Genomic DNA, 20,517 nt, shown 5'->3' on the forward strand with positions numbered 1-20,517 from the left:
GGCGGGACGGAGCCCCCTACCGCGAGAGCGGTTTAGTGTACGCCCGTGATGGCGTGCTATCTGCGGGGTGTAAGTCCCCGCCGGAGTTGGCCACAGCTCCGTAGCTGAAGGTAACTGCGTCGTCGTGAGGCGGGGTGGGGAGTAACCGGAAGCGAACTGTCGGTCCGTAGGTTAACGAACCTGTTTCGGCGGGGTATGGCGGCGAGCCTGCACTAAAGTGGCGAAGCCTGGAAACAACACAGCACGCTGTCGTGGCGGACAAAGCGGTGCGGTGGCGTACCACGTGGTTGAGGACGGAACGATGGGACGGTAGTGCGAAGCAAACGGGGAGACCTGTCAGCGAGGTGAACGCTGGCAGGAGTCAGAGTCCCGATAGTACTGCACACGGCAGCGTCAAGCCGTGGAGACCTGCGTCAGAGCAAAAGGCGCAATAGGGAAGCGGGGCAGGAAAGTTGATAGCAAAAGACCGGAAGGAAGCAGAGGTGAAGATCGAAGCATCGCCAGTGTCGGAAACGACTAAACAAGATGCAGACGCGCCGGGAAGCTGCGTGCAGCGGAAATTCGCGTCGGCTTCAATCTGGACGGACGCTATGTTGGCTGCTCTACAAAACGGAGTTAAAGGAGGCAAATGGCACAGTCTGATCGACAAGGTGTTTCGCCTGGAGACGCTCGCGCTGGGATGGGCTCAGGTCGAGAAGAACGCCGGGGCGGCGGGAGTGGACCGCATGAGCGTGAAGCGATTCGCGCAAGCGCGGGACCGATACCTCTCTGAACTGGCGCATGCATTGCAGGATGGTAGCTATTGCCCGCAGCCGGTGCGGCGCGTCTACATACCGAAAGGGAAAGGACGCCGCCCGCTCGGTATACCCGCTGTGAAGGACCGCGTTGTTCAGGCGGCCCTGAAGCTGGTGATCGAGCCGATCTTTGAGCATGAGTTCGAGCCAAGAAGCTACGGCTTCCGTCCGGGCTTGGGCTGCAAGGATGCGCTGCGCGAAGTGGACCGGCATGTGAAAGCGGGCTACTGCTGGGTGGTCGACGCCGATCTGCAAAGCTATTTCGACTCGATTCCGCACCTACCTCTCCTCGCGAGAGTGGCCGGGCGAATCGCGGACGGCCGGGTACTGGAACTGATCCAGTCCTTTCTCAAGCAGGACATCATGGAAGACATGACGCGTTGGACGCCGACTTCCGGCAGTCCTCAAGGGGCGGTTGTCAGCCCCTTGTTGGCAAATCTGTACCTGCACGAGCTTGACGTGGAAATGCGCGAAGCCGGGCTGGTAATGGTGCGCTACGCGGATGACGCCGTGGTGTTATGCCGCACACGTGAGGAAGCGGAAGCTGCGCTCACTCGCATGCGGGCTTGGGTGGATGCGAACGGCTTGACACTTCATCCCGACAAAACCCACGCAGGGGATTGCCGGTTGGAGGGTCATGGGTTCGAATTTCTGGGCTACCGGTTCGAGGCGGGCCAACGTTGGGTGCGCAAGAAGAGTCTCATGGGGCTGCGGGACAAGATCCGCGCCCTGACCAGGCGTAACAGGGGCGATTCGATCGAGGGCATCATTGCGTCGATCAACCCGATCCTACGCGGCTGGTTCGGCTATTTCCCGAATGCCCACCGATACACTTTCTCGTCGGTTGACGGCTTCGTCCGCCGCCGTCTGCGAGCGATCCTGCGCCGACAGTTACACCGTCCGGGCCAGGGTAAATGCTTGCGCGATCACACCCGATGGCCTAATGCCTTCTTCGCTAATCTTGGGCTGTTCACGATGTCCGAGGCTCATCGATTGGCGCGCCAATCCCGATGTGGAAACAACTGACTGGAGAGCCCGTCGCGGGAAAACTGCACACCGGGTTCGGAGGGAGGGGACGGCGACCGCCGTTTCCTACCCCTATCCAGTCGGCCATAGCGGTCGGTTGCCGATCGGGCAGCGTGCGGCGGCAGCAGGTCGCTTTGCTGACCTTCACAACCCGGTGTCGATGAATGTCAGCTAAGTCATGGATGGATGAGTCTTGCCGACCCGGATCTGCCCTTCGCCCCAATGCGGACTCGGCGGCGGCTTTCAAAGTAGAACGGCCGCCTGGTGGTGCATCCGCGGTGCAGGCGCTTGCCGCCCATACGCAGTCGTTTTCGCTAGGGAGAACCGAGAACCCCTAGCGTCCACCTGGGTAGCCCGTCACAAAGCAGTACGTGCGATACTTCCCGGCCATCGCCATGCTATGCCACCAGGATCTCGAATTTTGTTATACAGCCGTAAGTATTCGTATTTTTCCGTGTCGCGATGAGTGATTCTCGCGAGCGGGGGAGGTTCTTGGGGCGATTAGGCTATGTCTTGATTGTAGTGCTGCTGCGCGTCTTCGCAGTCCTTCCCTATACGCTCGTCGCAAGGTTCGGCAGCGCGCTTGGGGCAATGTTATATGCACTTCCAAGCTCCCGGAAACATATCGCTCTCGTCAATCTGCGTCTCTGTTTTCCGGGCAAAAGCGAGTGCGAGTACAACGACCTTGCCAGAAACCATTTTCGCCACGTCGTTCGAAGCTATCTCGAACGAGGCATTCAATGGTTCGGCAGCGCGCAGAGGATACGAAAGCTGGTCCACATCGAAAGTCGAATCGATCTGGAAGACAGGAACGCTTCGCCGACCATCTTTCTTGGCTTCCATTTCGTGAGCATCGAGGTCGGCTGCATACTCTACTCAACGCGCGTGCCCGCCGCCTCACTATATACACGCATGTCGAACGCGCGCCTTTGCAATCTAGCCAAGCGGCAACGCGGCAGATTTGGCGCCGAGATGATTGAACGTTCGACAAGCGCCAGAAAGATCGTCGGCTTACTTCGTTCAGGCAAACCAGTCATGCTGGCTGCTGACATGGATCACGGCATACACAACTCCGTTTTTGTGCCGTTTTTTGGCGTCCCCGCGTGCACACTCACTTCGGTTTCGCGCCTTGCTCGACTGGCCCATGCGCGGGTTGTACCATTCATGACTGAAGTATTGCCCGACTACCGCGGGTATAAGCTGACCATCTTCGAGCCGCTCAGCGACTTTCCTTCAGAAAGTGAGACGATCGACGCGCGCCGAATGAATGAATTTCTTGAAACGCAGATCAATCGGTGCCCAGAGCAATATTACTGGGTGCATCGACGCTTCAAGAATCGTCCACCGGGCGTGCCAGGTGTGTACTGAGCACACCGTCCGTAAGGCATGCGACCGTTCCTGGTTGTGTGTTTACGTCAGGTAACGCAATGAGCTCGACTGACAGGCATAGGTCCGCTATCTGAGTCTTCCAGACGAAAAGCCAGGTGGCTTTTGTCCGGCAACCGTCGATCTCAGAGCTACACAGGTCGCGCTGTGCCGCGCTTTCTACGGAGCTGTGCGGATGCACAAAAGGTGTGCAGAAAACAGGTCCCCGCACCTCAGCGAATCTGACATTGAAGGTGCGCTGAAGGATGCGTTCGATGTTTCGAACCGGGGCGTGTGGTATCAGTTGAACCTGCTTGCTGACGCAAATCTCGTGCGCTCGATGGGTAGCGACTGGCGGCTAATCTGGAATGGCCACGAGTTTTTGAAGTCGGCAGCCCCGAACGCCTTTGAAGACACTTAAAGAGCGATTACGATGCTTGACGGGCCGTCGCGTCTTTGGGCATTTCTGCCGTCCGCGCGTCTACGGATTTCATCGCGCACGAGCGACCGGTTGCGAGAAATCTGAGTGCTCCTTCCTGCCCCCTGCGCGGGTCTCAACTATGCGCATATGCTTCATATTGGACGTATGAGGACGATCGGGCCGAATAATAATGGCTATGTGTTCGAACCCTGCTCGCGCCTCGCATGCCCGCAAATGAAAAGTGATCGCGCCGGATCTTCGATTCAGGAAATCATGTACCTGATCTGCGGGCCACCCTTATATAACGTTTTGGCCAGTTCCAGTATCCGGTCGCGATTGCGATCGAACGCCGCGAGCAGGTCGGTTTCCTCGCTGCAGGTTCCGGGGTTGAGCTTCGTCAGCATTTGGTCATCGACAAGAAACGCGATCTCGCGAGAATTGTCGTAACCCCAGAAACATACACAATGCCTGGATGCGTCGTAAGAGCGACTGGGATTGGGAAAGCTGAGCACGATCTTGTTTTTTGCCATCTATTCTCTCGAACAGACGTAGCGCCACTTTGCGGCATTGACATCGATGCGCGCATCATCGTCAAGCCGCTTCTGGGCGCGGTCGGACTCCGCCTGCCGCAAGGCTTCGGCACGAGCTTTCTGGGTCGCCACATAGTCTTGCTGTCTGCTCGGCATGACCGAGCTCATTGGGGTTCGCTTCAGCATCTGGATGCCCGAAAAAAGAGAGTGCAACTTCAAAGCAGCGGCCTGAGGCCAGAAAGCACGCCTGAGCACCGCGACGCGCTACATCAAGGTTACCATGCTCATTCGCGTGCGGGATTCCCGCTGGGACTGTCGATCGAAACACGGGTGGCGAGCCGATGGAAGCGGCTTGCGCACTCAGGTTGGCTATCCGAGAGTGCGCCGCATGACGCGACAAAGCAAGAACAATCGGCAAAGCGGCGGCTGAGCGCACGAAGAGGGCATGCACTGTCAGAAAACTTGTGCACTTACCGTTTAAGGTGTGTGATCGAGTCTTTTAAATAGATCGCGACAGTAATTCAAAATGCGCCCAGAATGAGTCAGAGAGCAGCCCCTTCCGTGGCCGCCGAAATGGGGAGCGAAATGGCAAAAGGTCAACTTCGTAGTAACCGCGAGGCAAAAAAGCCTAAACAACCCAAAAAGTTGCCATCTCCCGGGGCAGATCTGTTCAAGACGCCTTCCCCGAAGACTTCTGTGTCGAGCAGTGTGACGAAGAAGAAGTAACCGGCGCCCGCACGTGGGAGCGCGGTGGTTTCGCTTTAAGTGCGCGCACTTTCGACAGTGGTCCCGTATCCGCCCGGTAGAAGCAGCGCCGCTGTGATCGACGTGCACCTTGTTGCCTCTCATTGTTGGTCGCATTCAACGCGTGTCTGAGTCGTTAACGATTGCCGCCCCAGTTCGTCCTGTCGCGGTGGGCTTTCCTTTTGGGGGCGAAATGGTGAGCAAGTTTGTTCGCGGCGAAACGCAATGACATCGCCGCAACGTCTAACCGTGCGGCACCAGAGCGTCTACCACTACTCGGAGCCAGTGCGCTTCGGCGAGCATCGCATGATGTTCCGCCCGCGTGCGAGTCATGATCTGCGGCTTCTCACCGCGCAGTTGCTGATCACGCCCACACCTGAACGGCTGCATTGGTTGCACGATGTCTTCGACAACTCGGTCGCAGTCGCGACGTTTTCGGTCGAAGCATCCGAACTGCTCTTCAGAAGCGAGGTGACGCTCGAACATTACGAGGCGCCGCTGCCCGATTATTCGCTGGAAGCCTATGCGTCGACGTGGCCGTTCGCGTACACGAGCGAAGATGCCTCTGATCTGGTGAACGCGCGAAGCCGGCAGTACCCGGACGACGACGTCGACCTATGGGCGCGACGCTTTATCGAACCCGGCGGCACGACAGGCACGATGACGTTGTTGCGCAGCATGACGCTCGAGATCAAGAACAGCTTCACGTACGTGCGGCGTATCGAGAAGGGTGTCAATCGTCCTGCCGACACGCTACTCCTACGCAGCGGCAGTTGCCGCGATTTCGCGGTGCTGATGATGGATGCAGTCCGCTCGCTTGGCCTCGCGGCCCGGTTTGTCAGCGGCTATATCTTCGTGCCGGACCATGACGCCACCTTGGGCGGCGGCGCGACCCACGCATGGCTGCAGATCTATCTTCCCGGTGCAGGCTGGGTCGATTTCGATCCGACCAACAGCATCGTCGGCAACCGGCATCTGATTCGTGTGGCGGTAGCGTGGAATTACGATCAGGCGCTGCCGCTCTGGGGCACATGGCACGGCGCGATGCATTCGTTCCGCAGTCTTGAGGTCGACGTGAGCGTGACCGAAGACGCCTGAGCGCTCAGCGCGTCACGCCTTTATCAATGGAAGGATGGTCAGATGAAACTTCGCGTGGGCTATGAACTGATCTACGAGTGCGCGCAGCCGACACCGATGATGTTGATGTTGAACACGCATTTTTCCCGCGTGCAGGATGTCCTGTCTGCCGATCTGCTGGTGGTCGATCCGCCTGTGGCGATCACGCAGTATCGCGATAGCTTCGGCAATCTTTGCAGCCGCATCGTCGCGCCGCAGGGACTGATTTCGCTCTCCACCACCGCGCTGCTCAACATCTCCGATCAACCCGAGACACGCGAGCCGTTCGACTATCAGCATGCCGTTGAAACGCTACCGGATGAATGTCTGGTGTTCCTGCTCGGCAGCCGCTATTGCGAAACAGATCTGCTGTCCGACATTGCCTGGAAACTGTTTTCCAATACGCCTCCGGGCCGCCACCGGGTGCAGGCGATTTGCGACTACGTGCATCGCCATATCACGTTCGGATACGAATTTGCACGACCGACCAAGACCGCCTTTCAGGCGTGGCAGGAACGCAAGGGCGTGTGTCGCGACTTCGCTCATCTGGCCGTGGCGCTGTGCCGCGCGATGAATATTCCGGCGCGCTATTGCACGGGATACATTAGCGATGTCGGCGTGCCGCCGCCGTGGAGCGCGATGGATTTTGCGGCCTGGTTCGAAGCCTACGTTGGCGGCTCCTGGCAGACATTCGATCCGCGCAACAATGTGCCGCGTATTGGTCGCGTGCTGATGGCGCGCGGCCGCGATGCCGCCGACGTTGCGATTAGCAACACATTCGGTCCGACGAAGCTCATCAAATTCGACGTCCACTGCGCGCCTGAATGAGTTCGTGCGACTTTCGGACTACGTCGCTCCCAAGGCAGCAATTCGTGAACAAGGCGAAAGCAAAGCATTGGACGCCCTCGTTCGGGAGCGGTACTTTGCCTGGAAGGATCGCTCGATCCATCTGAAGTCCGGCAGTATGAACAGGCATAAGCCGCGCCATTGCCACCCCGCGAGCCGGTAACAGTCAAATGGCGCAGAATGGAATCGCGCGCATGTTCGCGCACGCGAGAGGACGTGGCGCCCGAGTTTGGACGTCAGAGCCTCCATGTTAGTGAGACAACCTTGCTGTAGTGAGACCATGAAGAAAGGAAAGACAAAACTCACCCGCCACGATGCCGAGCACCTTTTCGAAGGCCTGCCCAGCGGGAACGTGAAAGTAAGCGGCCGGCCCGAGAACCCATTCGAAGCCGGGGCGTTCGACGTAGTCGAGCGCGTCGACAACGAAACCAAGCTCTGGAAGGACAACCTCATTACTCTTCCGATGGCGATCGAGCTGCCTACTGGCTACGAGTCGGTGTCTCACGTACGCGAGGCGATGGCGAAAGCATGGCACGCGAAGTGGGTAAGGGAAGGAAAAAACGAGGTTGTCGCTGAGTTTCCTGAGGGCTGGACAGCCGTTCGGCCGGGAAGTGGACCCACGGAGTTGCGAGATTCCACCGGCGTAGTTCGCGCGGTATACGGGTGGGCGGAGGACGCGGAGCTCAGGATTCTGCCGCGGTATCTGGTTGAATCACAGACGAACAGTTCAAGCGGGCTGGGCAGCCTGGTTGTCCGTGATCGCTTGAACGGTCAGATTCTTGAAAGATCGTCAATATGGTCTGCCCAAACCGGTACCAACCATCCCGACTGGGCCAGACTGTCGGCGTGGCTCAACTTGCACTATCCACAATATCGCGATCCGCTTCGGTACTGGGAAGATTACGGGAAAAACGTCCAAAACTAAGCCATTTTCTGGCGCGCCGTCGTCGCGACAAACTACGCCTGCTGGACGAAAGCGAAAGCGGGGCTCACCGCTTGATTGAGCTTCCGGCCTCGGCCAGGAAGTGTCATTCGCCCCTATTGTTGAACAGACGTTCAGACGTCGGCTCTGCAATCGCAAGCGGCCATTGGCCTCCAGAACACGAACGCCTATCTTCGATCGCCATATTTTCCGCTGTCGACAGCTCACCTTGAGACCGAAACAGTGGAAGACACAGTCGCTGCTCTTGATGCCTTGGCGCAATCTGGCGTCGGATTTTGCCGACGCGCACCATCAGTCTCACCACGCAGCAGATGCCGCAAAAAGTCCGAACAGGAAGGCGCAATACGCTGAGATATCGGCGCGCATTCGCGACGCCGACTGCTATTCTTCAGACATAGCGACTCACGCGTTTCCGGCCGGCTCTGCGGGTCGTCGGCAGCCATTCCGCACGCAGCGGAAAGGGGGCTGTATGTCACATCCGGAACTACCTCGCCCCCCGCGACGCGCACTGCGTCGACAGCAGTTGCGCGGACGCATCTGGCTCGCCGTCGGCATTTCGCTGACTGGGCTGTCCCTGACTCCCGTGGCGTTCGCGGCGGGCAGCCTTCCGCAAGGCGGCCGTTACGTCGCCGGCACGGGCACCATAGCCGGCCAGGGGAACGGGCTGGTAATCACCCAACCAGGTTCGACGCGCGGTGTGATTGAGTGGAACAGCTTCTCGGTCGGCCGGAGTAACAGCGTGATGTTTGACAACGGCGCCGGCGCGACCCTGAACCGGGTAACGGGTGGCTCGCCCTCGGCCATTCTTGGCAGGCTCAGTGCAACGGGCAGCCTCTATGTGATCAATCCGCAGGGCATCGTCGTAGGACCATCGGGCGTGATCAGCACGGGAGGCCGTTTCGTCGCTTCAACGCTCGATGTCTGCAACGATGCATTCATGAGCGGCAGCAGCACGCTCACACTCTCGGGCGACTCCGATGCAAGGGTGATCAACCTTGGCCGGATCAGTTCGAGCGGCGGCGATGTGTTCCTGATTGCGCGGGACGCAGTCATCAACGCCGGCACCGTGGCAGCACCCAACGGCACGGCGGAACTGGCCGCAGGTGGGCAGGTGCTGTTGCAGGACTCGGCCAGCAGCAGGCAGGTGTTCGTGCAGACGGGCAGTCAGGGCACGATCGTCAACAAGGGGCGGATATCGGCCGCGCAGGTCAGCCTGCAGGCCGCCGACGGCAACGTGTACGCGCTTGCGGGCCGCGGCACGCGTATCCGCGCAACCGGCACGGCCAGCCGCGACGGGCACGTCTGGCTCATTGCCGACAGCGGCAGTGTCGATCAACTCGGCAAGATCGCCGCAAGCAACGTGGACGGCAGCGGCGGAACCGTCGATACGCAAGCGGCGCAATTGACGTTCGGCAAGCACGCGGTGGTCGATGCAGGCCAATGGAATCTCTCAACGCCTGCTTTCACGATCGATGATGTCATCGCCCACGCGTTGCAGCGCAGCCTGAACGCGGGCACCTCGGTCGATGTCACCACGACTGGCGCGAACGGCGCGACGGGCGACCTCGGCGTCGCGTCGGGCCTGCGCTGGTCCGGTCCGGCTTCGCTCACGCTCGCCGCGTACCACGACGTCTCCGTGACACCGGGTACCACCATTGCCAACAACGGTGCGGGCAATCTGACCTTGCGCGCCGACGCCTCCGGTATCGACAACGGCGGCAGCGTGATCGACGCTGGCACCATCGACTGGTCGAAGAGCACGGGCATCGTCACCACGCTCTACGACGCGACCGGCAGCTACAGCCCCGGCACGCTCATCGCCAATGCGGCCTGGAGCGCGCCGCTCTACAGCGGGCTCTTGACGCAGATAACCGGCTACCAGCTCGTCAATTCGGTCGCAGACCTGCAGAACATCGTTAACAATCTCGCGGGCAACTACGCGCTTGGCAAAAACATCGACGCGAGCAACGCAGTTTTTACCACGCTTGGCTTCTATCCCCATCCCGGCCCCGATCCCGGCAGGCCGTTCACCGGTCAGTTCGACGGTAGATTCAATATGATCTCGCATCTCTCCCCGAGTGAGGACGCGGTATTTGCCGATATAGGCTCAACGGGTGTTGTCCGCAATCTGAACCTGGAAGAGAACGTTACGGCGACCGAGAGCTTCGGCACTGGCGCCGGGATGTTGGCCGCCGCCAATCACGGCACGATTGCGAATGTCTTTACGTCCGGGTCAATGGTCGCGACCTCCAGTGATTCCGGAGATGCGTTCGCGGGCCTCGTCGGCACTAACTACGGGCTGGTCGCCCGCTCGGGCAGTAATGCCACGGTCACCGCCGACGGAACTGCCGCCGGACTCGTCCTCGAGAATCAGGGTGCCATCACTGAGTCGTACTCGACAGGACCAGTCACCAGTTTCTCGTCGCACGGCGGCGCAGGAGGGCTGATCGCAGACGGCAACGGCAGGATCACGCAGTCGTATACGTCCGGCCCCGTGTGAACCGCCCCGGGTTTCCCCTCAGGATTACCCATAAGTCGCTCGCGACTGTGCGATTGAAGGGCGATGGCTTGTAAACGGTGACGACCGATGTTAACTTTGATCCGGTTCGTGATCTGTGATGTCGGGCATTGTCGGACACATCTGACCTTGATGATTGGGCAAATGAAGAGTTTGGCGCCGCCGAGCTCGGCGACGCTCGCCTGACCAGACGGCTCGTGACGCTGGCACGCAAGCTTTCGTTGGGCCCACATTGCTCTTTTCCGCAGTCGTTCAATGGTTCGGAGCTGAAGGCGGCATATCGTTTTTTCGACAACCCGCACGTGGATGTCGATGGCGTGCTGGGTGGGCACATCGGTCAAACGCTGTGTCGTATGCAACAGGTGCCAGTCGTCCTTGCTGTTCAGGACACCACCGAGTTCAATTTGTCTCATCTGCGGGCAACCGAAGGTCTGGGATATGGCTCCGATCCACATGTGCGTGGTTTCCTGATACACAGTCTGCTTGCGCTCACGCCAGAGGGGCTGCCACTCGGGGTGATCGGGATGAAGACCTGGATACGCAGGCACGAGGAGTTGGGCAAGAAACATCTGCGTGGGCAACGAACCGTACAACAGAAAGAGAGCGCGAAATGGCTCGAAGGCATCGAGCAACTGGGCGTACTCAAGACGCACTGTCCGTGCACGCATGTCATCGGCGTGAGCGACCGTGAAGGCGATGTCTATGACGTGTTCCTGGCGCAGCGGCCTGCCGGTGTCGACTGGTTGGTGCGCGCGTCGTGGAACCGACGCGTTGCTCACCCCGATCGATATTTGTGGGAAACCGTGCTGGCCTCGCCAGTGCTTGGAGAGGCGCAACTGCAGGTGCCTGCACGCGAAAACCGCCAGGCACGCACCGCACGGCTGGTTGTGCGCTGCATGCCCGTACGCCTTCGTCCGCCGCAAAATCGTCGTCGCGAGAAGCTTCCCGAAATTGAAGTGTTTGCAATTCATGCACAGGAAACGAACTTGGACGAAGGAGCAGAGCCATTGGAATGGCTTCTACTGACTTCGGTGCCTACGCAAACACACGCAGAGGCCCTCGAGCGTCTTGCATGGTATGCGCGCCGATGGACGATTGAATCGTGGCATCGTGTGCTTAAAAGTGGCTGTCGCATTGAAGCCCGCCAATTTGGCAATCTCGATCGATTCGTCCGCGCCACCGCATTGTTCGCCGTCGTAAGCTGGAGGATCCTGTACTCCATGTTGCTTGCCAGGCTTGATGGCAACCTGCCATGCGAAGTATTGCTGCAGCCAATCGAGTGGCGAGCCCTCTACTGTCGTACGCATGGCAGTACCGAAATACCTGATAAACCGCCGTCACTCGCGCAGGTCATCTTGTGGATCGCCAGACTCGGCGGATATCTCGCTCGAAAGCATGATCGTCCACCTGGTCCTACCGTCATCTGGCGTGGATTTCTTGTCCTGCACGAAATCACGATGATGTACCGAATATTCAGGCAAAACGAATAGCACCATCACATTACTTGTGGGTAATCCTGAGGGGTTTCCCGGAGGCTGTTTTGCTTGAGTCACGCCGCGATGGCGGACCCAGCGAGTTTTGAATAATAAGCGGCTTCTGCCTCAGCAGGTGGAATGTTGCCGATGGGGCCGAAGAGCCGACGATTGTTGAACCAGTCGACCCATTCGAGCGTCGCAATTTCAACGGCCTGCGGATTGCGCCACGGTCCGAGGCGATGGATCACCTCTGCCTTGTACAAGCCGTTGATCGTTTCCGCCAGTGCGTTATCGTAGGAGTCGCCCACGCTGCCCACTGACGGCTCAATGCCAGCCTCGACCAGCCGATCCGTATAGCGGATCGATACGTATTGCACGCCGCGGTCGCTGTGATGTATCAACCCGTCCTGCTGCGCCGGCTGTCGCTCGTACAAGGCCTGCTCCAGTGCGTCCAGAACGAAGTCCGTGCGCGCCGAGCTCGACACACGCCAGCCGACAATGCGTCGGGCGAACACGTCAATGATGAACGCGACATAGACGAAGCCCTGCCAGCTCGATACATAGGTAAAATCTGACACCCACAGCGCATTGGGCCGTTCGGCGGTGAATTGCCGGTTCACGAGATCCTTCGGGCACGGCGTCGAACCATCGCTCACTGTCGTGCGTACCGTCTTGCCCCGCACCACACCGCGCAGGCCCATCTGCTTCATCAGCCGCTCGACCGTGCAGCGCGCCGCGACAATGCCTTCCCGCTTCAATTGCGTCCAGACCTTGTCTGCGCCATACACCTGGAAATTTTCTTCCCACACGCGCCGGATCTCATCCTTGAGCATCCTGTCGCGCTGGGCCCGCGGCGGCACCAGGCCTGGATTGACGCGGCGGGCCACATGCGTGTAGTACGTCGACGGGGCAATTGGCAGCACCCTGCAGATCGGCTCGACCCCGTAGACGTGCCGGTGATCATCGATGAACGTGATCATCACTTCGGTCGGCGGTCGAGCTCCGCCTGTGCGAAATATGCTGACGCCTTGCGCAGGATTTCATTAACCTGGCGCAGCTCACGGTTCTCCCGCTCCAGTTCCTTGAGCCGATCCTGCTCCTGCGTGCTTGTGCCCGGGCGCAAACCCCGATCCCGCTCTTCCTTGCGCACCCAGCTACGCAGCGTTTCACCCGAGCAGCCAAATTTCGCTGCGATCGACGCGATCACTTTCCATTGCGATTCGCGGTCGCCCTGGTGTTCCAGCACCATTCGCACAGCCCGCTCACGAACTTCCGGCGAGTACCTTGGGGACTTCTTCTTGGTGTTTTCCATAGCTCCATTTTCTCAAGAAGTGGAGCCTCCGGAAATCCCGGGCCGGTTCAGTGCATTCGTTAGCCGGCTTCATCGGCGGCATATGCATAGGCTGCGCGCCCGATAACGATGTCTATTGGAACGTGGAGACAACAGGGCAAGCTTCGAGCGGCGGCGGTCTGCCCGCGGCAAACGGGCTCACATCCGCACAGATGAGCAATCCAGCCAGCTTTGTGGGCTGGGACTTCAGCCCGAACGGCCCGTGGGTGATGCCGAGCGGGGCCAGGCAACCGGTTCTGCGCTGGCAAGTCACCGCGCAGTGAATGTTGGTGCCCCGGCGCGCGCCGGGGCACCTTAGGCTCTCTTGCGATAAGTTTGAATAGCCTCGCAAGCGGAGACGGTCGCTTACCATTGACCGGATGATCACCACGCTCAGGGTGGACTGGTGGGAAACCACGCAGCACTACTCTTCAGACACGGCGACCCCAGGTACGCAGATGTAGCCTTGGCTGAGGCGCTTGGGTCCAAAGGCTCTTGCGATCGGTGTCGTGCTTCTGGACTGGAACCACGCACAGGCCGGCGCGGCTCTCGGTTACCGAGTTATCGCTAATGCGCGGAACCGGTTTCCTGAATGGCCGGACCCCGCTTGGCAACGGACGGCTGTCAGCCCCAAAGTCGAAGGTCTCTTTGGGGTCGACTTGAGCCGGTCGCCGTCGCCGGCATCGTCCGTTCGACAGCCCGGCCTGACTGGGTCCAGGTTACACGGTCGCAGGGACATGGCTATAAAGATTCTCTTCTTATCTCAATGGCTGTATTTCGGCCGCCAAGTCGCCTTATGTGTATTAGCCTGGACCGGACCTGACAGGTAGTCGGGGAAGCGAATTCAGGAAGTCTTCCCAGAAAAATTGCATGGGCTCGTAACCGATGCATCTGGGAAAGTACAACACATTGAAGATCGCCTATTCAAACTGCGTAGTTGGCGCTGCACCGTCCGACACCTCATTTCCCTTCGCGCGCATGCATTCCAGGTACGCGAGATAGTATCTTTGCTGCACATTCAGTTGTGCCCGTGACACGTTGGCATCGCTCTGATCGCGGGTGTCCACGCCGCGCGCCAGCTGCTCTCTCGCATACTGTTTGCACTGCGCATCGTCCCGCAGAAAGACGGTGAATGGCTTGTCGCGCCCCGGCTTCACAGCTACCGCCGGCCCAATTGGCTGCGACACGCATCCGGTGACAACCCCGGAAATCGTTACGGCAATCTGAACTCGGCAGAGAATACTCACGGCGTCCGTCCTAATCCGAAGCTCAAAAAGCATCTGTAGCCCAGTACACGCAATAGTGATAGCAGGACCATCACCATTGCAAGTCCCCTGGCTGCCATATCCGGGGCCCTTGCCAGTCGATATTGACCCATCACCGCGTGCGGGCTCTTTCCGGCCAGGAAGCGCCGGTCGCCTGTATCGCCAGGCAGACTTTCGGGTGAACATTTTGCACCAGCAAGCGGCCGTTCGCGCGCCGACCTCATCCACGCAACCGCGGGCATCCGCAGTCCGCGCGGCCGCCTCGTCCTCTCACGTGCACTGACATGGACCCGACCGGCCCGCTCAGTGATGGTCGAAAAGAGCGAGTTGACCGCTCTTGTACATCTGCCGGACCTTCGTACGAAACGACGCCTTCGGCGACTTCTGGCACTCGGCAACAAGCACGCCGATTGGTGTCGCAGTGTCCTCCACCATCGTGTCAGTTTCCGTTACGCCGAGCTTGTCGACTCCCGCCACGTAGTAGACGGCAGTGGGTCGGTAAGCTTCATCCATCGCCACGAAGTCCTCGCATTTCATTTTCAGCGGATTCATTTTTGTCGGGGCTTGCGCCCATGCCGGCATCACGATAACGGCTCCCAGAAGACAGGTGGCAGTCACAAAGCGCTTCATGTAACACTCCCAGACTCACGCGGGGGACGGCAAAAAAGGCCGCCCGCTATTGATGACCCTCGGAAAGAACAAGGGAACTGACCGATTCGGCGATTCCGCAAGGTCTGCGTGCAGCGTGCGGAATTTCCTTCAAGCAGTATCGACGCCGTCGGGAGTGAAGACAATGGGACTTTGGTATATATCGCGTCAACTTGACTCAGAACCTAGGCGGCGTCGGTTCGGCGTGGCCTCCCCCGAAATTGCCCGCCTCCAGTAACGAACGCGAAGAGCGATAACGCCGCCCACGTCCCAGCAGTCGGCGTCAGGCGCGCGCCAAATGTTTCTTTTCCCTGGCCTTGGCAGTTTGGTCTACTTCTTTGTCATTTACTTGCCCACTCTGCGGCAGTCGCGTGGTGCGAGGGCGGCAACGAGGGCCATCTCCCAGCTTGTCGATCCCATCCGAGCGGTGCGCGAGGCGCGCACGGAATTCGATCGCGCGCCGACCGTCGTGCATCGCATGCGGCTGGGTGCCGCGGCTTGATGCCGGAAATGCCGCCGAAGCCCTGGAGCATTACCGATCGGCCCTGCTGCTTGCGCTCTTCGACAGTCGCTTGTGGCTGGCGGATCTCCTCTGGGACGACGCTGGCCGTCTCGACCTGTACGTGCGCCGCTCGCACGTTGGCGCTGACGCGGCACGGCCTGTTCAAGTGCTGTTCTCAACGCTGCGCGTAATGCTCTTCGATGCCTTGTGCGAGTTGCGTGACGAGCCGCGTCATGGCCACCTGGGTCCGCCATGCAACATGCGGCGTCACGATCAGATCGGTGCGCGCGCTGGATAGCAGCGGATGATCGGCCGTGGGCGGTTCCTGCTCGAGGACGTCGGGCGCGGCATTTGCGATCAGCTTGCGGTCGAGTGCCTCGATCAGCGCCCCCTCGTCGACGATACCGCCGCGCGCGGCGTTCACAAGTGACGCGCTGCGCTTCATTCGCTCGAATTCGGCGAGACCGAACAGATGCCTCGTTTCGTCGGTAAGCGGGCAATGCAGGCTGATCGTATCGGCCTCACGCAGCACCTCGTCAAATGCCACATAGCCGTCGCGCACCCAGCCCGCGCGCTTGCGCTCCGCGAACAGCACCCGCATGCCGAACGCGCCGGCCAGTTCGGCGAGACGCTTTCCACCATGACCCGCACCGACGATACCGAGCGTCGATCCGTGCAGATCCTGGATCGGATGCAGTTCGGCGTAGAAGGTGGGTGATCCGCTCCAGCCGCCAGCATAAACGTCGTGCCAGTAAGGCATAAGGTTGCGGCGGAGCGCGAGCATCAATGCGAACGCGTGCTCGGGCACGGAAATCGTCGAATAGCCCGGACACGCGACGATACCGATGCCCCGTTTGTGGCATGTTTCGGTATCCAGATGATTGACGCCTGCGGCCGGCACGCCGATCAGTTCCAGTTGCGGCAACTGCTCGAGCACATCGCCCGACAGTGGAACCTTGTTGGTCACGACGATATGCGCATCGCGGCAACGCTCCACCACATGTTCCGGCGTCGTAGACGGATATTCGACCCAGCGATGCGGAAACGGAAAATCCGGTAGATCGGCCGACAGCGTCGCGCGGTCCAGAAACACGATGGTTTTCAACAAGCTGCTCCAATTCATTAACGTTCGGACGGGCTCGTGGACACGGTGTCGAGCATGCGTTTCTTTCCGGTCTGCACGTGATTCTCAAAAGCGTCCGCAGCCGCGTCGGCTTGGCCCGCGCGCAGCGCCTCGAAAAGTTCCCGGTGCTCCTTTGAGGAACGCTGCATTTGCGTGAACGAATACACGCCCTTGTGAATGTAGAGTGTCAGTTCATCTTCAACGGCCTGATTGATCGTGATCAGTCGGGGGTTCTTGGTCGCCGCCATCACCTGACGGTGGAACTCGGTGTTCAGGGTCTGATACACGCGGCTGTCGCGTTGGGCCAGAGCCGCATCCATCTGGTCGAGCAGCATATCGAGCAAGCGCTCCTCTTCAGTGGCCAGACGCAGCGCAGCGAGACGTCCCGCCGTGCGTGCGAGCCCTGCGCGAATCTCATACAGATCCATCGCCTCTTCTAGAGACAGTCGCCGCACTTCCGCGCCCCGATTTGGCACGATGCGAACGAGTCCGGCCTGTTCAAGCGAGCGCAACGCCTCGCGCGCCGAATTACGGCCGACGCCGATCTGATTGGCGAGCGCCTGCTCGTTCACGCGCTCGCCCGGGCGCAAATCCCCGCGCTGGATCATGGCCCGCACCTGATCGCGGATGTCGTCGAGTTTCGACGCAATCACCTCCGGAGCGCGGGCGTTCACCTTGCCGTTCGGTGCACCATTGAGCGCGCTTTTCATGACGATTTCCTTGTCTGTGCCATTTGTTACCCTATTTTGCATACAGAAAACCTACCGATACCCACGGAACCAGCACTATCACGATGAGGGCCCCCGCCAATGCCCCCAGATACGGCCAAACGCGGCGCATCGCGGTGGACGGGTCGACCTTGCTGACCGCGCACGCCGCATAAAAGCCAAGGCCAAGCGGGGGGGCGAACAGGCCCAGTCCCATCGCGAACACCACGACCATTGCATAGTGCACGTCCGAGATGCCCATCGCGCGCGCGATCGGGAACAGTAGCGGCCCGAATAGTACGATCGCCGGGATTCCTTCAAGAAAGCTGCCGAGCATCACGAACGTAATGGCGGAGATCGCCAGGAACCCGAGCTTGCCTCCGGGCGCTGCCATCATCAACGTGGCGAGTTGCGCGGAGAAGCCCGACTGCGTGAGCGCCCATCCCATCGCCGTTGCGCAACCGATGATGATCAGGATCGCGCCGGACAGCGACGCCGCTTCCACCAGAATAGGATAGAGCCGGCTCCAGTCGAACCGGCGATACAGTAGCAAACCCACCACACAGGTGTAAGCCACGCCGATCGTCGCCACCTCCGTCGCCGTCGCGATGCCTTCCACCACGGCCGCGCGAATCACGAAGGGCAGCGCGAGCGCAGGCAGCGAGATCAGGAAGGCGCGGCCGACTTCGGCCCGGGAGGCCCGGTGTACGCCTTGCATGATTTCCCGGCGGCTTTTGAACCAGACTAGTGCCGCGAGCGCTACCGCGCCGATCACGGCCGGCATGAAGCCACCTGTGAACAGCGCCGCGATCGAAACGCCGGTCACCGAACCAATCGTGATCAGCACGAGACTGGGCGGTATGGTTTCCGACATGGCCGCCGCCGAACTGAGCATTGCGACGAGGTCGCCTTCATTCGCGCCGCGCTTTTTCATCTCCGGGAACAGGCCCGGCGCGAGCGCAGCCATATCCGCCACCTTCGAGCCGGAGATGCCGGAGACGAGGTACATGGCGCCGATCAGCACGTAGGCGAGGCCGCCACGCTTGTGCCCGATCAGCGAAGCGAGGAAACGGATCATCGCTTCGGCAAGTCCCATCGCTTCCATTAGCGCGCCCAGCAGGATGAACAGCGGGACGGCGAGCAGGATCAGGCTCGACATCCCCTGATTCATCGTGCTCACGACAATCGTCAACGGTGCGCCGGTGACGGTTGCGAGATAAGCAAACGTGCACACGCCGAAGGCGACCATGATTGGCACGCCGAGACAGATGATCGTAATCACGCCGACGGCGAAAAAAAGGATCAGGCTGAGCGCGGTCAGTGGCGCGAGCGCTTGCCGTACGATGTAGAGCGCAATTGCAACACCCGCCACGAGCGCGAAAGCCTTCACGCAATCGCGAAGCGACGAGCGCTCGAGCAACCGCGTAATGGCGAGCACGAGCATCAGCACAGCCGCCACGGGAATCGCGGCCGCGGGAATGGCATTCGGCAGATCGAGCGCCGGCGTGCTGATGATCCATTCGTTCATCGCCCAGTCGGTTGCCGGCCGTACGAGCAGCAGCACGAAAGTCATCACGATGAAATTTCCAACCGTCTCCGCAAACGCACGATTTTGCGGAGACATTCTGACGACGAACATCGTCAGTCGCATATGTTCGCCGCGGCGCAACGCCACCACTGCGCCCAGCATCGACAGCCAGATGAACAGGATCGACGCAAGTTCGTCACCCCAGATCAACGGATCCTGCAACACGTAGCGGCAGGTAACGTTGGTGAGGAGCAGCACCACTTCGGCCACCAGCAGCAACGCAGCGGGCACTTCGGTGATCCACTTGATGGCCGTTTCGAGTGCGCTGCCGACGCGCACGACCTTCGATATCGCATGTCGGTCCTTCGGCGCGCCCATGTCGTGGGCGAACACCTGCTCGGGATGAACTCGGGAAGTCATGACTCGTTCTCCAGAAACTCTTCGATGGTCCGCGCTCATGCGAACTTCTGCGTGTACTTCTCGAGCAACGCCCAGGCTTCATCACCGTATTTCTTGCGCCACTGATCGTAGAAGCCGGCTTTTTGAAGCGATGCGCGGAACGGCTGGATATCGGGCTTGTTGAACGCCATGCCGTGCGATTGCAACTGCCCGACGAGCGACGTGCTCAGTGCGGCGACGTCCGCGCGTTCAGCCACTGCGGCCGCATTCAGGTGTTTCGCCACGATCGTCTGCAAGTCCGGCGGCAGGTTGCCCCACGAACGCGCGTTGCCGAGGAACCAGAAGCCGTCCCAGATATGGCCGGTCAACGAGCAGTACTTCTGGACTTCATAGAAGCGACCGGTTTCGATCAGCGCGAGCGGGTTTTCTTCCGCGTCGACCACCTTGGTTTGCAGCGCCGAATACGCCTCGCTGAAGTTGATGCTGGTGGGCGAGGCGTCGAGCGCCTTGAACATCGAGGTCCAGAGGGGGCTGACCGGCACGCGGATCTTCAGGCCCTTGAGGTCGGCCGGGCTTTGCACCGGCTTGACCGAACTCGTGAGATGGCGAAAGCCGTTGTCCCACGGTTTTTCCATCGCGACGAGCCCGACCTTCGAGATCGCCGTGCGGATGTGGCTCCCGAGTTCGCCGTCCATTGCCGCCCATACCTGGTTGTAATCCTTGAATGCGAAGCCGATGCCGTTGATCGCGGAGACCGGCACCAGCGTCGACAGCACCACGCCACCCTGAGTAAGGAAGTCGATGGCCCCCGAACGAACCTGCGACAGCATGTCGGTATCCGTTCCCATCTGACCGTTCGGGAAGATCTGCAACTCGACACGGCCGCCGGTTTCTTTCTTGATGGCGTCCGCCGCTTCTTTTGCGCGGACATTGAGCGGATGGGACAGCGCCAGATTGTTCGCGTACTTCAGCTTGAACTGCGCGGTCTGGGCCCGGGCGAGCGACGGAAAGAAGCCGGTCCCGGTTGTCGCCACCGCGGCTGCTCCGAGGGTTTGAAGAAAGGTACGACGGGAATACGAACTCATTTTGTCTCGCTCCATGGAAAGGGAGGGCTGCATGACGCATTCGGCGGCGCCGCGGCGTTCTTTTTAGCGATTCGTCGGCTTCGCAAGTGCATGCGACAAATCATATTTCGCTGACACACACTCTAAAAGTGTTGACACTTAGCTGTCAAGGT

16 protein-coding genes, 2 pseudogenes and 1 other annotated feature are annotated in these 20,517 nt (G+C 60.0%); of the genes and pseudogenes, 9 read left to right on the forward strand and 9 right to left on the reverse strand.

Features of this window, described 5'->3' with window-relative positions; translation table 11 throughout:
* Nucleotides 1–482: 482 nt before the first annotated feature.
* Both ltrA and OKW41_RS25630 read left to right on the forward strand, forming a co-directional pair.
* Nucleotides 483–1,820: a group II intron reverse transcriptase/maturase gene (gene ltrA, locus OKW41_RS25625; RefSeq protein WP_429574413.1), complete on the forward strand. Its 1,338-nt coding sequence runs from the start codon at nucleotides 483–485 to the stop codon at nucleotides 1,818–1,820.
* 462 nt (nucleotides 1,821–2,282) lie between these two features.
* Entirely contained in the window at nucleotides 2,283–3,188 is a 906-nt protein-coding gene (locus tag OKW41_RS25630; RefSeq protein WP_429574414.1) for a lipid A biosynthesis lauroyl acyltransferase, read from the forward strand.
* A gap of 681 nt (nucleotides 3,189–3,869) precedes the next feature.
* On the opposite strand, the gene OKW41_RS25635 is transcribed toward OKW41_RS25630, so the two are convergent.
* A complete protein-coding gene (locus OKW41_RS25635) occupies nucleotides 3,870–4,136 on the reverse strand; it encodes a DUF1488 domain-containing protein (protein ID WP_429452287.1) in 267 nt (88 codons plus the stop codon).
* The gene (locus OKW41_RS25640) at nucleotides 4,137–4,292 is read right to left on the reverse strand and encodes a hypothetical protein (protein ID WP_429452286.1); all 156 of its coding nucleotides are present in this window, start codon (nucleotides 4,290–4,292) and stop codon (nucleotides 4,137–4,139) included.
* Nucleotides 4,293–5,105: 813 nt separating this feature from the next.
* On the opposite strand from OKW41_RS25640, the gene OKW41_RS25645 reads away from it, so the two are divergent.
* The 5 genes from OKW41_RS25645 to OKW41_RS25665 all read left to right on the forward strand — a co-directional run bounded on the left by OKW41_RS25645 (nucleotide 5,106) and on the right by OKW41_RS25665 (nucleotide 11,793).
* Nucleotides 5,106–5,978: a transglutaminase family protein gene (locus OKW41_RS25645; RefSeq protein WP_429452284.1), complete on the forward strand. Its 873-nt coding sequence runs from the start codon at nucleotides 5,106–5,108 to the stop codon at nucleotides 5,976–5,978.
* A gap of 42 nt (nucleotides 5,979–6,020) precedes the next feature.
* Nucleotides 6,021–6,824 (forward strand): transglutaminase-like domain-containing protein, encoded by an 804-nt coding sequence (locus OKW41_RS25650; RefSeq protein WP_429452282.1) that lies wholly within the window; start codon nucleotides 6,021–6,023, stop codon nucleotides 6,822–6,824.
* Nucleotides 6,825–7,122: 298 nt separating this feature from the next.
* Nucleotides 7,123–7,767 carry a hypothetical protein gene (locus OKW41_RS25655; protein ID WP_429574415.1) on the forward strand — a complete coding sequence of 215 codons (645 nt, stop codon included), beginning with the start codon at nucleotides 7,123–7,125 and terminating at the stop codon, nucleotides 7,765–7,767.
* A gap of 487 nt (nucleotides 7,768–8,254) precedes the next feature.
* Nucleotides 8,255–10,285: a filamentous hemagglutinin N-terminal domain-containing protein gene (locus OKW41_RS25660; RefSeq protein WP_429574416.1), complete on the forward strand. Its 2,031-nt coding sequence runs from the start codon at nucleotides 8,255–8,257 to the stop codon at nucleotides 10,283–10,285.
* Nucleotides 10,286–10,413: 128 nt separating this feature from the next.
* Complete coding sequence (locus OKW41_RS25665) at nucleotides 10,414–11,793, forward strand: IS4 family transposase (RefSeq protein WP_429443705.1); 1,380 nt, start codon at nucleotides 10,414–10,416, stop codon at nucleotides 11,791–11,793.
* A gap of 59 nt (nucleotides 11,794–11,852) precedes the next feature.
* Here the strand turns inward: OKW41_RS25665 and OKW41_RS25670 are convergent.
* Nucleotides 11,853–13,090 (reverse strand): IS3 family transposase gene (locus OKW41_RS25670; RefSeq protein ID WP_246530497.1). Its coding sequence is split into 2 segments (ribosomal slippage): nucleotides 11,853–12,787 and nucleotides 12,787–13,090, totalling 1,239 coding nucleotides; the frame shifts between segments, so codons are not numbered across the junction.
* Nucleotides 12,684–12,800 (reverse strand) — a sequence feature (AL1L pseudoknot). It overlaps the preceding gene by 117 nt.
* A 104-nt stretch (nucleotides 13,091–13,194) precedes the next feature.
* Here OKW41_RS25670 and OKW41_RS25675 point away from each other — a divergent pair.
* Nucleotides 13,195–13,392, forward strand: a pseudogene (locus OKW41_RS25675) (hypothetical protein); the annotation flags it as partial.
* Between the two features lie 636 nt (nucleotides 13,393–14,028).
* On the opposite strand, the gene OKW41_RS25680 reads toward OKW41_RS25675, so the two are convergent.
* Complete coding sequence (locus OKW41_RS25680) at nucleotides 14,029–14,355, reverse strand: hypothetical protein (protein ID WP_429574417.1); 327 nt, start codon at nucleotides 14,353–14,355, stop codon at nucleotides 14,029–14,031.
* 321 nt (nucleotides 14,356–14,676) lie between these two features.
* Nucleotides 14,677–15,003 carry an HdeA/HdeB family chaperone gene (locus tag OKW41_RS25685; RefSeq protein ID WP_429452264.1) on the reverse strand — a complete coding sequence of 109 codons (327 nt, stop codon included), beginning with the start codon at nucleotides 15,001–15,003 and terminating at the stop codon, nucleotides 14,677–14,679.
* A 316-nt stretch (nucleotides 15,004–15,319) separates the two neighbouring features.
* On the opposite strand from OKW41_RS25685, the pseudogene OKW41_RS25690 reads away from it, so the two are divergent.
* Nucleotides 15,320–15,566, forward strand: a pseudogene (locus OKW41_RS25690) (hypothetical protein); the annotation flags it as partial.
* A 132-nt stretch (nucleotides 15,567–15,698) separates the two neighbouring features.
* Here OKW41_RS25690 and OKW41_RS25695 read toward each other — a convergent pair.
* Genes OKW41_RS25695 through OKW41_RS25710 form a run of 4 tightly spaced genes read right to left on the reverse strand, consistent with a single transcriptional unit; the run spans nucleotide 15,699 to nucleotide 20,365 of the window.
* Complete coding sequence (locus tag OKW41_RS25695) at nucleotides 15,699–16,628, reverse strand: D-2-hydroxyacid dehydrogenase (protein WP_429574418.1); 930 nt, start codon at nucleotides 16,626–16,628, stop codon at nucleotides 15,699–15,701.
* A 17-nt stretch (nucleotides 16,629–16,645) separates the two neighbouring features.
* Nucleotides 16,646–17,356 carry a GntR family transcriptional regulator gene (locus OKW41_RS25700; RefSeq protein ID WP_429452260.1) on the reverse strand — a complete coding sequence of 237 codons (711 nt, stop codon included), beginning with the start codon at nucleotides 17,354–17,356 and terminating at the stop codon, nucleotides 16,646–16,648.
* Between the two features lie 31 nt (nucleotides 17,357–17,387).
* On the reverse strand, nucleotides 17,388–19,301 hold the full coding sequence (locus tag OKW41_RS25705; protein WP_429574419.1) for a TRAP transporter large permease subunit: 1,914 nt from the start codon (nucleotides 19,299–19,301) through the stop codon (nucleotides 17,388–17,390).
* Between the two features lie 35 nt (nucleotides 19,302–19,336).
* Nucleotides 19,337–20,365: a TRAP transporter substrate-binding protein gene (locus OKW41_RS25710; protein ID WP_429574420.1), complete on the reverse strand. Its 1,029-nt coding sequence runs from the start codon at nucleotides 20,363–20,365 to the stop codon at nucleotides 19,337–19,339.
* Nucleotides 20,366–20,517: the final 152 nt, after the last annotated feature.

This window comes from Paraburkholderia sp. UCT70, from assembly GCF_050434085.1.
In the GTDB taxonomy this organism is placed as follows: domain Bacteria; phylum Pseudomonadota; class Gammaproteobacteria; order Burkholderiales; family Burkholderiaceae; genus Paraburkholderia; species Paraburkholderia tuberum.